At 33.5% G+C, this 14349-nt stretch carries 14 protein-coding genes; 9 read left to right on the plus strand and 5 right to left on the minus strand.

Features of this window, described 5'->3' with window-relative positions; all coding sequences use genetic code 11:
* The first annotated feature begins 9 nt into the window (after window positions 1-9).
* The 8 genes from LPB248_RS04060 (at window position 10) to LPB248_RS04095 (ending at window position 7042) form a co-directional block, all read left to right on the plus strand.
* On the plus strand, window positions 10-1134 hold the full coding sequence (locus LPB248_RS04060; protein ID WP_177210302.1) for a peptidylprolyl isomerase: 1125 nt from the start codon (window positions 10-12) through the stop codon (window positions 1132-1134).
* A gap of 224 nt (window positions 1135-1358) precedes the next feature.
* The gene (locus tag LPB248_RS04065; protein ID WP_177210303.1) at window positions 1359-2261 is read left to right on the plus strand and encodes an EamA family transporter; all 903 of its coding nucleotides are present in this window, start codon (window positions 1359-1361) and stop codon (window positions 2259-2261) included.
* A gap of 87 nt (window positions 2262-2348) precedes the next feature.
* Window positions 2349-2705 carry a DoxX family membrane protein gene (locus LPB248_RS04070; protein ID WP_177210304.1) on the plus strand — a complete coding sequence of 119 codons (357 nt, stop codon included), beginning with the start codon at window positions 2349-2351 and terminating at the stop codon, window positions 2703-2705.
* Between the two features lie 25 nt (window positions 2706-2730).
* Complete coding sequence (aqpZ, locus tag LPB248_RS04075; protein WP_177210305.1) at window positions 2731-3438, plus strand: aquaporin Z; 708 nt, start codon at window positions 2731-2733, stop codon at window positions 3436-3438.
* Window positions 3439-3482: 44 nt separating this feature from the next.
* Window positions 3483-3722, plus strand: a complete 240-nt coding sequence (locus LPB248_RS04080) for a GlsB/YeaQ/YmgE family stress response membrane protein (RefSeq protein WP_111286841.1) — start codon at window positions 3483-3485, stop codon at window positions 3720-3722.
* Between the two features lie 125 nt (window positions 3723-3847).
* Window positions 3848-4675 (plus strand): sterol desaturase family protein, encoded by an 828-nt coding sequence (locus LPB248_RS04085; protein WP_177210306.1) that lies wholly within the window; start codon window positions 3848-3850, stop codon window positions 4673-4675.
* A 121-nt stretch (window positions 4676-4796) separates the two neighbouring features.
* A complete protein-coding gene (locus tag LPB248_RS04090; RefSeq protein WP_008462445.1) occupies window positions 4797-5075 on the plus strand; it encodes a DUF2805 domain-containing protein in 279 nt (92 codons plus the stop codon).
* Between the two features lie 110 nt (window positions 5076-5185).
* The gene (locus LPB248_RS04095) at window positions 5186-7042 is read left to right on the plus strand and encodes a peptidase M61 (protein WP_177210307.1); all 1857 of its coding nucleotides are present in this window, start codon (window positions 5186-5188) and stop codon (window positions 7040-7042) included.
* Window positions 7043-7209: 167 nt separating this feature from the next.
* Here LPB248_RS04095 and LPB248_RS04100 read toward each other — a convergent pair whose 3' ends face one another.
* Entirely contained in the window at window positions 7210-7653 is a 444-nt protein-coding gene (locus LPB248_RS04100) for a hypothetical protein (protein ID WP_177210308.1), read from the minus strand.
* Window positions 7654-7831: 178 nt separating this feature from the next.
* Entirely contained in the window at window positions 7832-10165 is a 2334-nt protein-coding gene (locus LPB248_RS04105) for a GH92 family glycosyl hydrolase (RefSeq protein WP_177210309.1), read from the minus strand.
* 146 nt (window positions 10166-10311) lie between these two features.
* Between LPB248_RS04105 and LPB248_RS04110 the strand changes: the two genes are divergently transcribed.
* Window positions 10312-10935, plus strand: coding sequence for a M949_RS01915 family surface polysaccharide biosynthesis protein (locus LPB248_RS04110; protein ID WP_177210310.1), 624 nt, complete (start codon window positions 10312-10314; stop codon window positions 10933-10935).
* Between the two features lie 75 nt (window positions 10936-11010).
* On the opposite strand, the gene LPB248_RS04115 is transcribed toward LPB248_RS04110, so the two are convergent.
* The 3 genes from LPB248_RS04115 to LPB248_RS04125 all read right to left on the minus strand — a co-directional run bounded on the left by LPB248_RS04115 (window position 11011) and on the right by LPB248_RS04125 (window position 14313).
* Entirely contained in the window at window positions 11011-11367 is a 357-nt protein-coding gene (locus tag LPB248_RS04115) for a hypothetical protein (protein ID WP_177210311.1), read from the minus strand.
* 116 nt (window positions 11368-11483) lie between these two features.
* Window positions 11484-12662, minus strand: a complete 1179-nt coding sequence (locus LPB248_RS04120) for an AIR synthase related protein (protein ID WP_177210312.1) — start codon at window positions 12660-12662, stop codon at window positions 11484-11486.
* A 154-nt stretch (window positions 12663-12816) separates the two neighbouring features.
* On the minus strand, window positions 12817-14313 hold the full coding sequence (locus LPB248_RS04125; protein WP_177210313.1) for a carboxypeptidase regulatory-like domain-containing protein: 1497 nt from the start codon (window positions 14311-14313) through the stop codon (window positions 12817-12819).
* Between the last annotated feature and the right edge of the window lie 36 nt (window positions 14314-14349).

Raw genomic sequence — 14349 nt, forward strand, 5'->3', positions numbered from 1 at the left:
TTAAAAGCAATGAAATATAAATTTCTATTTTTATTTTGCTTAGCAATAGTAAATATTCAAGCTCAAACTAAAAAACCTGCAACAAAACCCGCAGCAAAACCTACAAGCAAAGCAGTTGTAGTCGCAAATCCTGGTGACGGAATTTTTGCTACAATCTCTACTTCAAAAGGAGATATTGTTCTTTCTTTAGAATATGTAAAAGCTCCTGTAACAGTAGCAAACTTTATTACTTTGGCAGAAGGCACAAATCCTAACGTTAAAGCTTCACTTAAAGGAAAACCATTTTATAATGGATTAAAATTTCACCGAGTTATTAATGATTTCATGATTCAAGGTGGTGATCCTGACGGAAATGGTTCTGGAGGCCCAGGATATTCGTTTAAAGATGAATTTGTAGACGATTTAAAATTCGAAAAAGGTGGAGTTCTAGCAATGGCAAATTCTGGTCCGGCAACAAACGGAAGCCAATTTTTCATTACACATAAAGATACACCTTGGTTAAACGGAAAACACACTATTTTTGGTCATGTTGTTTCTGGAATGGATAATGTAAATAAAATTGTTCAAGACGATGTAATGACAAAAATTGTTATCACACGTAAAGGTGCTGCAGCAAAGAAATTTGATGCTCTAAAAGTTTTAAGTGATGATGTAAAAAAAGAGGCCGCTAAAAAAGAAGAGGCGAAAAAAGTAATAACTGCTAAAGCTGCTTATTTTAAAGACTTAAAAGCAAAAGCAACTGCAACTTCTACTGGCTTAAAATATGTAATTACTCAAAAAGGTACTGGTGTTAAAGGTGCTGAAGGTTCTACAATCTATTTCCACTATGCAGGATATTTTGAAGATGGCACTTTATTCGACAGCAGCATGGCTCAAGTAGCAAAAGCATACGGAAAATATGATGCAAACAGAGATGCACAAGGCGGCTACAAAGCTTTTCCTTTTACAGTTGGTAAAAAAGATGGAATGATCCCTGGTTTTATTGAAGCCCTTGATATGATGACAGACGGAGAAAAAGCAACTTTCTTCCTACCTTCAAATTTAGCTTATGGCGAAAAAGGCGCTGGCGGAGTTATTCCACCAAATGCAACTTTAATTTTTGAAATCGAAACCTATCAAAACCAACCTAAGTAATTAGGAAACAAAGAAGATTAATTCTTTATACATATAAAAAGCCATCAGAATTATTTTTGATGGCTTTTCTGTTTTTTGGCATCTCGTTTTTTAAAGAATTCCTAATTTAAGCCTTTAAAAATCAATTCCATTGTAATTAAATCACTATTTTCAACATAGTACAAGAGAATCCTAAACAAAATAGCTTACCTTTGCCGGCTTAATTTTTTAAAAAGAGATAATTTATGACGTCGCAAAATAATGTATTAAAAGGTGTTTTTCTTGTTGCTTTGGGAGCAACTACTTACGGAATGCTAGCTACTTTTGTAAAAATAGCTTATTCTGAAGGCTACACAACTGCAGAAGTAACGACCTCACAATTTATTTACGGAATTCTTGGAATTCTTCTAATCAATCTTTTTCAGCGCATTAAAAATAAAAACAAACCTGCCGTAAAAGCATCTCGCAAAAATATTTTCAGTTTAATGCTTGCAGGAACTTCATTAGGAATGACCAGCCTATTTTATTATTTGGCTGTAAAATACATTCCTGTTTCTATCGGAATCGTTTTATTGATGCAAACTGTTTGGATGGGCGTTTTGCTTGAAATGATTTTAGAAAAAAAACTGCCTTCAAAACAAAAAGTCATTGCGGTCTTTATTGTGCTTTTTGGGACTGTTTTAGCCACAAATATTATCAATAGTGATATCCAATTAGACTGGAGAGGTTTAGTTTGGGGAATGTTGGCTGCTGCGTCTTTTACTACAACTATGTTTACTGCTAATAGTGTTGCAACCGAAATTTCGTCTGCGCAAAGAAGCCTTTATATGCTTTTAGGTGGAGCTATAATTGTATTTTCGTTTGCTTTTGCAACGCAGGTTACAGCCTTCAATATGGAAATCTTCTTAAAATGGGGAATTGTATTGGCACTATTCGGAACTATCATTCCACCCCTATTAATGACAGCTGGATTTCCGTTAACTGGAATCGGACTAGGAAGCATTGTTTCTGCCCTTGAACTGCCTGTTTCTGTAATGATGGCTTATGTTTTATTAAACGAGAAAGTAATCTTTTCTCAATGGCTTGGTATCGCATTAATTATTCTGGCCATAATTATTATGAATGTAAATTTCAAGTCAAAAAAATAACTCAAAATACATACTTTCAAAAAAAGAAGTACTGTAATGCAATAATTGTTAATTTTTTTATAAATTCGTGATAAACAATTAGATATCATGATTCTACCTTGGCATTTGTATTTAATGGCTTTCCTTTATATTCTTGCTGGGCTAAATCATTTTAGAAATCCTGGAATGTATATAAAAATCATTCCACCCGCATTTAAAAACCCCAAATTAATAAATATTTTAAGTGGTGCCGCCGAGATTATTCTGGGCATCTTTTTAGTCCTGCCTTTTTCATCAAATTTTGCCGCGTGGGGAATTATAGTGCTGTTAATTGCTGTTTTCCCTGCCAATTTGTACATGTTTCAAAATAAAAAAGCAGGTTTTGGTTTACCAAGATGGATTTTATTTGTACGTTTGCCCTTACAATTTGTTTTAATTTATTGGGCTTACCAATATACATTCTAAACATTAACCATTAAATTATTTTATTATGAAAAAATTATTTGCAGAGTTTTTTGGAACTTATTGGCTTGTTTTTGGAGGATGCGGAAGTGCTATTTTTGCTGCCGGAATTCCTGACTTAGGAATTGGATTTGCTGGTGTTGCGCTAGCATTTGGTTTAACTGTGCTTACAATGGCTTATGCTGTTGGCCATATTTCTGGTGGTCACTTTAATCCCGCTGTTTCTTTTGGTTTATGGGCTGGCGGAAGATTTTCTGCCAAAGATCTTATTCCGTATATTATTGCACAATGTGTTGGAGCCGCAGCAGCTGCAGGAACTTTATACACAATAGCTTCTGGAAAGGCAGGTTTTGCAATAGACAATACAAAAGCTGGCGCCTTTGCATCTAATGGTTTTGGAGCTTTTTCTCCTGATGGTTATTCGTTACAATCTGCTTTTATTGCAGAGTTTGTGCTTACATTATTCTTTTTATTGGTGATTTTAGGAGCAACTGATAAATTTGCAAATGGCAGATTTGCTGGAATCGCAATCGGTTTGGCGCTGACTTTAATACACTTAATCAGTATTCCAATTACAAATACTTCTGTAAATCCAGCGAGATCTTTATCTCAAGCTATTTTTGTTGGCGGAGAGCCATTATCTCAGGTTTGGCTGTTTTGGGTCGCTCCTATTCTTGGTGCATTAGCGGCAGGTTTTCTATATAAAATACTGCTTCAAAATCATGCAGAAGCATAATAGCTAAAAAAAGAAATCGATACATCATCAAAAAAAATAAAAATATGGAGTTTTTATATTTCTTACTTATAGGTGCCATTTCTGGATGGCTGGCTGGTCAAATCTGGAAAGGTGCCGGCTTTGGTTTAATTGGCAATATTATCGTCGGAATTATAGGCGGATTTATCGGAGGATGGATCGCCGGAAAACTTGGTATTGGAGGCGGTGGTCTTCTATGGCAGATTCTGATTGCTGTAGGAGGTGCATGGGTTTTATTATTTATAATTAGCCTCATCAAAAAATAATACGCAATTATTAGTACATAATTAAATTCGAAAGAGAAAATCTGATATATTTATATTTGATTTTCTCTTTTTGTTTGGATGAAATCGACAAGAAAATTTTATTTCAACTCAAATATTTATGTATTATGAACGAAATCATTTCTTACTTCAGCACGATTCCTTCTTCCCACAGAAGCCTTATTTTAGTCGGGGGCATTACTATTTTCTGGCTTATTGAAAACAGTTTTCCCTTGTTTAAAATGCGCTATAAAAAATGGCCTCACGCTGGAATAAATTTCTTTTTTACCTTCACTACCATTGTCGTCAACTTTATTCTAGCATTTATTTTAATAAGAACCGCTGCTTGGACAATCGAACATAATTTCGGAATTCTGCAATGGCTCCCAAAAATGCCAATCTGGCTATATACTATAATTGGTTTATTACTTTTGGATTTAATTGGAGCTTATTTAGCCCATTTAGTAGAACACAAAGTAAAAATTCTCTGGCAGTTTCATTTAGTGCATCATACAGACACTTGGATTGATACTACGACAGCCAATAGACACCATCCTGGAGAAAGCGTGGTTCGTTTTGTTTTTACCACCTTAGGAGTTTTAATTGTTGGAACACCAATGTGGATGGTTTTTCTTTATCAGTCATTATCAGTTATCGCATCACAATTTAATCATGCCAATATTTCGCTTCCTAAAAAGCTGGATATATTCTTAAGCTATTTCATTGTTTCTCCGAATATGCATAAAGTACATCACCATTATGTGTTGCCTTACACGGATAGTAATTATGGAAATATTTTTTCTGTATGGGATAGACTTTTTGGAACATTCTCTTACTTACCCAAAGAGCAGCTGGTATACGGTGTAGACACTCATATGCTTCCAGAAGAAAACAATGAATTGAAGAATCTGCTAAAAATTCCATTTCAAAAATCAAGATCCTTTAAAAACAGCTAAATTCTCTAAAAAAAGTGCACTTTACTGAAACAACTTATTATTTTTTTTTTTAATATTGATACAAGAATTGAAAATCAATCTATTAATAATTAACACCCTATTTTGAATTAATTTTCACGAGATGAAAAAGAGTAGCCGCAAAGAATTAACTCCGGAACAAACCGAAAGACTTGTTTCGTTAGCTTTAGAAGAAAGAAATCCATTTGAAATTATAAAAAAAGAATTTGGATTGGCAGAAAAAGAAGTCCTAGACATCATGAAAAAGAAAATGCCTCTTGAAAAATTTGAGATGTGGAAAAAGAAGGCAATTGCAAATAAACCAAAACCAAAACCTGTTAAAATAGATGATTTTGATGAAGATTTGGATGGAAAATATTATATCAAGAATAAATTAGACTAACATAAAGCTCCTGTTTTTCAGGAGTTTTTTTTTATGTTTCAATTTAATGTAATTTTTTAGTAACTTTTTGGTAATTTTTGTGTCAAATACAATTAACTAAACATATAGAAATGAAAAAAATACTTTACACCTTAGCTCTAGCGGTCACCTTTTGGAGCTGTAAAACAGGGAGCACTGGAGCCGCAAAAAGCAATATCGTTGAAGTGAATATCAATTTAACCGATGTTAAAGATGATAAAGTTTTGGTAACCGTTACACCGCCAGCTTTTAAAACAGATGAAGTTGTTTACAGTATTCCAAAAACTGTTCCTGGTACTTATTCAACAGACAATTACGGAAAATACTCAGAAGATTTCAAGGCATTTGATGCTAAAGGAAATCCGCTTACGGTAAAAAGATTAGACGATAATTCTTGGTCTATTTCAAACGCAAAAGCACTAAAAAAAATCACTTATTTGGTAAACGATACTTTCGATACTGAAAAAGGAACTGGATTTGGAAATGATGACGTTTTTTCACCTGCAGGAACAAATATCGATGCAGGAAAAAATTTCATGGTTAACACACATGGTTTTGTCGGATATTTTAAAGATAAGTTAGACGTTCCGTACAAAGTTACTATCACGCATCCTGAAACTCTTTGGGGAGCAACTTCTATGACAGATCAAGATGCAAGCAATACTTCTGATGTGTTTACCACTTCTCGTTATGCTATTTTGGTAGAAAATCCAATTATGTATTCTAAACCTGACTACACTACTTTTAATGTAAACGGAATGGACATCTTAATTGCTGTGTACTCTCCTACTGGAAAATATACTGCTGAAAGCATCACTCCAGAGATGAAAACAATGATGACAGCACAGAAAAACTTTTTAGGAAAAGTAAATTCTACTAAAAAATATACTGTGTTATTATACTTATCAAGCATGGCAAAAGACGATGCGCATGGTTTTGGAGCTTTAGAGCATCCAACTGCTACAACTGTCGTTTTACCAGAATCGATGCCAAAAGAAAAATTAGTAGAATCTATGAAAGATGTAGTTTCTCATGAATTCTTCCACATTGTTACTCCATTAACTATTCACTCAAAAGAAATTCAGTATTTTGATTACAATGCACCAAAAATGTCTGAGCATTTATGGATGTATGAAGGGGTAACAGAATATTTTGCAAATCTTTTCCAAATCAACCAAGGTTTGATCGACGAAGCTGATTTCTACTCTCGTATTGCCGATAAAATCCAGCAGTCTAAACAATTAGATGATACAATGTCATTTACTGTAATGAGTAAAAATGTATTAGAACAGCCTTACAAAGACCAATACTTAAACGTATACCAAAAAGGAGCTTTAATTGGTATGTGCATCGATATTATCATTAGAGAAAAAAGTAATGGAGAAAGAGGAATTCTTGACTTAATGCATAAATTATCTGACGAATATGGTGTTGAAAAACCATTTAATGATGATGAATTATTTGCTAAAATCACTTCTTTAACTTATCCTGAAGTTGGAGAATTTTTAAACAAATATGTTGCTGGAACGACTCCAATTCCTTACGATTTCTATTTAGCTAAAGTTGGCGTTACAAAAGCAATGGAGAAAAAAACAGGAAATCCGTTTATTAAAGGACAAACTCCAAATATTACTATTGACAAAGCAACAAAAGAAATTGCTGTTCGTCCTGAATCAGAATCAATTGAATTCTTCAAAAACTTAAATTTAAAAGGTGGAGATAAAATCTTAGCTGTAAACAATAAATCATACAATTTGGATAACATTTATGATTTGATTACTGAAAGTGAAAACTGGAAAGATAATGACCCAATCACTTTGAAAGTAAAACGTGGCGGAAAAGAAGAAACCATTAAAGGAACCGTAAAGTTACCATTTGAAGAATCTGAAACTTTTAAAGCAACTGATGCTTCAAAAGAGAAACTTAAAAATGCTTGGTTAAAAGGATAATTTCTTTTTAAAGACAATAAAAAAACCGACAAGTGATTGTCGGTTTTTTTATTGTTTGTCATCCTGAGGAACGAAGGATCACACACGTAAATCGACAAAGATTGTCCGACATACTTTGCGGAGCTTCTTGTGTGATCCTTCGTTCCTCAGGATGACAAAAAAATATGCTATTTCTTCACAGGAAATTTCCAGTCAAATTCGTCTTTGCTATTAATAATTGCACCAATTTCAAACTTCACCACCTCATCAAATTCTGTTTGAAGGATAAACCAATTGTCTTCGTTGAAGTAGTTTTCAAAAGTATCAAAAGTTTCCTGATTGTATTTATTAATTCCTTTTGCAGCAAAATCTTTCTTTACATCAGCAATTTTTCTTCCGATTAATTTGAATCCGAAAACTTCTAGATCATTACTTGAAGCCACTAAATAACCTAATTTCAAATCTTCTTCCTGATAAAATGTCAATCTGATTTTGTGTGCATTATAAACAAAAATCACGTTATCATCTTCGTCTTTATAATTTTTATCAGGTTTTCCTAAAACAGCTGTTACGTCATTCTGCTTCATTCCGAAAAGCAGTTTATCTATTCCTGATTTTAAATTGATCTTCATATTGATTGTCTTTATTTGAAGTGCAAATTTCGTGAAGTTTTTTGTTGTTTAGCCACGAATTACACAAATTTTCACGAATCTATTATTATTCTTGCTTATTGGCTTTTTTTTGTCAGGCTGAGCGAAGTCGAAGCCACTTTTCATCGTAAAAGCCCTTCGACTCCGCTCAGGGTGACACTTAATAACCCTTTTTATTCGGCTTGTTGCTCATATAAAACGTAATCTTCCCTCCATTTATAACATCTGAATGCTTTAAAAATGGTTTGTCCAATTGTTTTCCGTTCAGCAAAACTTTGCTCACAAATACATTTTTATCGGATTGGTTTACGGTTTCGACCTCAAAAGTTTTTCCGTTCTCTAAATTCAGAACAGCATTTTTCAGCAACGGACTTCCCAATGCATATTCATCAGAACCTGGAGCAACAGGATAAAATCCTAAACTGCTAAAAATATACCAAGCACTCATTTGCCCGAAATCGTCATTTCCACCTAATCCATCAGCGCCATTTCGGTACATTTTTTTCAAGATCATTCTAATTTTATCTTGCGCTTTCCACGGAGAATCTGTCCAATTGTATAAATAGACAACATGGTGTGAAGGCTCATTTCCATGAACATAATTTCCAATGATTCCGTCTCTTGTTATATCTTCAGTATTTTCAAAATATTTATCTGGAAGATGCATATTGAATAACGAATCTAAGCGAACTTTAAATTTCTCATTTCCTCCCATCAATTGAATCATATCAGCTGGATCTTGCGGAACGTACAAACTATAATTCCAAGAATTCCCTTCAATAAAACCTTGTCCATGTGTATCTAATGGATCAAATTCTTTCTTGAAAGCTCCATCGTTTAATTTCGGACGCATAAAACCTGTTTTCTCATCGTAAACATTTTTATAATTTTTCGACCTTTCAATGAATTCATTATAAGTTTCCGTTTTACCCAATTTCTTTGCAGCTTGCGCGATTGCCCAGTCATCATAAGCATATTCTAAGGTTTTAGAAACCGAAGCACCGCTTTTGTCTTCTGGAACATATCCTTTATTCATATAAAACTCCAATCCATCGTAGTATGGAACTTTTGCAGTATTAACACAAGCCTGAAGTGCTTTTTCAGCATCAAAACTAATATTGCCTTTTACAATAGCATCTGCTACTACAGAAACCGAATGGTAACCAATCATGCACCAATTTTCATTGGCATAATGCGACCAGATTGGAAGCATTTTATGAACACTTTGCTCTGAATGTGCCAACATGGAACTCACCATATCAGCGTTTCTTTTGGGTTGCACAATATTAAATAATGGATGCAACGCACGATACGTGTCCCAAAGCGAATAACTGGTATAATTCGTAAAGTTTTCAGCTTTGTGAACATTCATGTCCAATCCTTTATAACTTCCGTCTAAATCCATGTACTCCGTTGGTCCCAAAAAGGCATGATACATTGCAGTATAAAAATTAACTAGATCTTCTTTTTGAATGGTTTCAATCTGAATTTTATTCAATTCTTTATTCCAAACTTCCTGGCTTTGTTTTTTTACTTTTTCAAAATCCCAATCTGGCGTTTCTTTTTTCATGTTTTCAAGTGCTCCAGCAGAACTCACTGGTGACAATGCCATCTTTATTTTGATTTTCTCTCCTTCGTTGGTATCAAAATCAAAAAATAATTTTAGGTTTTGTCCTGCCATTTCTGGAAAATTTTTAGTCTGATCAAATCTTCCCCAAAAACCTCTATAAACGCTTTTTTCCTGAGCAGCTTGTCCGTAACTTTTAATTGGCTTATTAAATGACATTGCAAAATAAACCGTTCTAGTTCTTGCCCAGCCATTTGTTTGGCGATATCCTGTTATCAAAGTATCGTTTTCTACACGAACAAATGTCCAGACATTCTTTTTATCGTAATTGTAAATTCCCGAAGTCAGATCCAAAATTATATGCGCTTCATTAGATTTTGGAAAAGTGTACTGATGCATTCCAACGCGAGTGGTTGCGGTCAATTCTGCTTTAATTTTATGATCTTCCAGAAAAACGCTGTAATAAGCAGGTTCTGCTTTTTCTGTTGAATGCGAAAATGCTGATCTATAACCAGACAATGGTTTAGACGCCACGCCCGGATTTAATTGTAGTTTTCCCGTTGTTGGCATAATTAAGAAATCGCCTAAATCGGAATGTCCAGTTCCGCTAAAGTGCGTGTGACTGAAACCTACAATCGTTTTATCTTCGTACTGATAACCCGCACAATACTTATAAACTTCACCATTATATTTTCCGTTTAAACTGTAAGCAATTGTATCGGTTTCTGGACTCAATTGTACACTCCCAAAAGGAACTGTTGCTCCTGGATAGGTATGCCCCATTTTTGCAGTTCCAATCATTGGATCTACGTATTGAACTAGGTTTCTTTTTTCGATTGCTTTCTTCTGTCCGCTTATACTATTGGAAAAAGCGAGCAGTAAAATTGATATTCCGAAAAGATGATTTTTAAAGTCAGTTTTAGTCATTATAAGTTTTCTTTATTTTTTTGAAATCTTTTTGCTTTCATTTCATGCAGAAAAGTACAACAAATACTGTTTTTAAAAAACATAAATTTAGTGCAACTCGTAAAGGTTTTAAATATCTTTGATGTATTAAAAGTATAACGCCAAACATGAAAAAGTATATTTTAATTCTACTTTCTTTTTATTCAACATTTACATTCTCTCAAAAAATTGGAAGCAGTAAACTGACCAAACAAGAGATTCACGAAAGGGAACTTGAAAACATAACTGATTTTCCTATTTATAGAGCTTTTGAATTTCAGGATAAAGGTGGTGTTTACGAATTGGTTTTGGGCGAAAATCAAAAAACAATTTCTAAAAAAGATACTTTAAATACCAAAATACAAGCAATTTGTGTAATTAATGATCACGGCGGATTTTTAGAAAAATGGAGAATAAATGATCTTCTTGAAGATAATCTCCCTAAAGAAACTAATATCTGGTTCTGGACAAAATATTGCAGTACAAAGGATATTGATGGAGATGAATATATTGATCCTATTATTGTCTATGGAACACGAACTGAAGACGGCTATATAAGAAGAGTAAAAGTAATTACCGTTTATAAAAACAAAAAATACGTTATTCGCGCAGTTGAATGTGATTTAGACGATTGCAGAAGTTTCAAAAAAGACCAAAATTGGAATATGCTTCCGCAGAAAATAAAAACACATGTTGATCAATTGCTAGCTAAAATGAGAAAAGAACAGGATTTGCTGTTGAAAAACGGGTAGTTTTAATTGTGAATTGTGAATGGTAAATTGTAAATGATTGATAGCTGTTCATAATTCGCCATTTACAATTATTTTTTACTCGTTCATTTCATCATAACGTTCTGGAACTTGCGGATCGTAAAGCGGACATTTGAATTCTTCCATGATATCAACCAATTTATTCATGGTTTTTCCTTCAGTTCCGTAGCAGTCAATTTTTATACTTTGTGGAGTAGTGATTACTTGAAATGCACCTTTCCCTTTTGGGTTTTTCCAGCTGTTTTCATCTACTCTTTCCCAATCTGAAAAGACTGAATTGATTCTATTTACGATTACTTCAACTTGAAGTTCAGCCAGACCTTCAACTTCTTGTTTTTCAACAAGCGCTTCATAAACTTCCTGATTGTTCAGGTAAATTTCGTCTAGATATTTCCAAAAAAGTAATTCGTACATAATATTGTATTTAAAAACATAGAGATGCACAATTATGCATCTCTAAATTTAATAATTATTTTAAAAGTTTCAAAGTCTTTGCAACTCTGAACCTTTGAACCTTTGTAACTTTAAAACTAATATTCAAATTTTCCGTATTCGCTAGTAATTGTAAGCTTTTTAGAATCCGAAGCTTCTACTCTACCTACAATCTGCGCATCAACATTGAATGATTTCGAAATTTCAATAATATCTTGTGCGATATTTTCAGGAACATAAAGTTCCATTCTGTGACCGCAATTGAAAACCTGATACATTTCTTTCCAATCTGTTTTTGATTGTTCTTGAATTAATTTGAACAATGGTGGAACTGGAAATAAATTATCCTTTATAACATGTAAATCTTTTACGAAATGTAAAATTTTAGTCTGTGCTCCTCCACTGCAATGCACCATTCCGTGAATTTCTTTTGGAGTATATTTATCTAAAATTTTCTTGATAATTGGAGCATAAGTTCTAGTTGGAGAAAGCACTAATTGGCCAGCGTTTATTGGGCTGTTTTCAACCTCATCGGTTAAATTTACTTGTCCTGAATAAATTAATTCTTCCGGAACGGCTGCATCGTAACTTTCTGGATATTTTTTAGCCAAATATTTCCCGAAAACATCGTGACGTGCAGAAGTTAATCCGTTACTTCCCATCCCGCCGTTATATCCTTTTTCGTAAGTTGCCTGACCAAAAGAAGCCAAACCAACAATAACGTCTCCTGCTTGAATGTTTGCATTATCTACAACATCAGAACGTTTCATTCTTGCTGTTACAGTCGAATCTACAATAATAGTACGAACTACGTCTCCAACATCGGCAGTTTCTCCTCCTGTTGAATGAATGGTAACTCCAAAAGATTTTAACTCGTTAATTAATTCTTCTGTTCCGTTGATAATTGCAGAAATAACTTCGGCAGGAATTAGATTTTTATTTCTTCCAATAGTAGAAGAAAGCAAAATATTATCTGTTGCACCAACACATAATAAATCGTCAATATTCATGATTAAGGCATCTTGAGCAATTCCTTTCCAAACAGAAAGATCTCCAGTTTCTTTCCAGTACATATAAGCCAAAGACGATTTTGTTCCAGCTCCATCAGCATGCATGATAAGACAGTGTTCTGAATCTTGCGTTAAATAATCTGGAACAATTTTGCAGAATGCCTGCGGAAATAAACCTTTGTCAATATTTTTAATAGCGTTATGTACGTCTTCTTTTGATGCCGAAACACCTCTTTGTGCATATCTTTTGCTAGAATCTGAACTCATGAAAATTAGTTTGTGTTGATGTGCTGCAAAGATAATCCCTTTTTTTAATTCTTTGACTTATTCGATTATTTGATTCTAAAAAAAATCGGCAGAAGATTATTTCCTGCCGATTTCCCGAAATAAAATTGGTTATGAAGCTCTTGGCTGTTTATTTTTATTCCCAATCGGGCATTGATGTTCCTGAAAACAATAATGTCCTAATATTATCAGTTGTATTTTTAACTAATGCTTTATAAATCTTTTTTTCTGATATTCCGTCGTTAGAAGTATTTACAAAAATAACTTCAGCTTCATTTGGAGAATATCGAACATCTAAATCGTTTGTCCCTACTATTTTGTCGAGTAAAATTTGTGTAGAAGTTCCTGAAGCAAAATTATATTCAAAAATTCTTGAATCAAGCTGACGATAATTTGCATTTTCGTATCCTGAAACATCCCAAGAATACACTATTTTTTGTCCTGTTATCGAAAAATTTAATCCGCTAAAAGCTCCTGTTTGTCCAGAAATAACATTGTCTGTTATAGTGCCTGACATATTTATAACATATATTTCAACATTATAACCATTTGCATCATTTACTTTCAATACAATTTTTGATTCGTCTGCACTCCAATCGCATTCAGAAATAAATTTACCATTTGGAGTTTGAAATATTTTTGTCAAACCACTTCCGTCATTATTAATTTTATACAGTTTATCAAAATTAGGATAGACTAAGGCACTTCCCGAGCTATTCCACGAATACCCTATATAATCTGAATTAAAGCCTGCTATAGATACTGAGTTAGTAATTTTTTTGGCACCTGTTCCGTCAAAATTCATCGTATAAATATCGTTTCTAGAGCCATTTGTCGCTATAAATGCAATTTTTTTAACCTGATTATTTCTTCTAGGTCGCCATGAATTTTTGTCTGAAGCTGTTAATTGATATTGCTTTCCTGTATCATCTGCAGTATAAATTACATTATTATCATTAATTTGTTTGACAAACAAATATCTTGTCGCCGGAAAATTTAAAGTTGAAAAAGCGCTAATTGCACTCAATATAGGTGTATTAACTCCATCGGTAACTTCGACTTGCCAATAGTATTTTATGCCGTATACAAGATCCGTCAACGTAAGCTTTTTCTCTTTTATGGCTTCAAAAGTTTTAACCTCCGAATTACTATCATTTCTAAGAGTGACCTTAAAAGTAAGTGCATCATTATCTGGATCAGTAGCAGTCCAGGTTAAATCTAATGAAACTGCCTGACCTGTACTATTATCTACTGGACTAACCAACACGGGAACCGTAGGCGGCTTATTGTTTGCAGTTGCTTTTTTGAGTTCAAAAACAACTTCTGAGGTCGTATTTTTAGTTACTGTAACGGCTTCAAATTTTGCGACATATCCATCTTTTTGAGCTTGAACTGAATATTCTCCTACTTTCACATTAGAAAGTGTAAACTTTCCTTCTGCATCTGTAAACACAGTACTTGTGGCTGGGCTAGAAAGTATTTTCACATTTTCCATTGGCTCAAAAGTATCACCAGAAACAACTTTTCCTGTGATTGTACCATAATCATTAAGTTGTTCCCCTATTTTTTCTTCACTGCATGAAACCAAAAACAATAAAAAAAGTACACTGGCAATTTGGTATAAATACTTCATTTTTGATTTGTTTTTAAATTTAACTTCAACGTTATA

This window comes from Flavobacterium sp. LPB0248, from assembly GCF_013388355.1.
Classification (GTDB): Bacteria; Bacteroidota; Bacteroidia; order Flavobacteriales; family Flavobacteriaceae; genus Flavobacterium.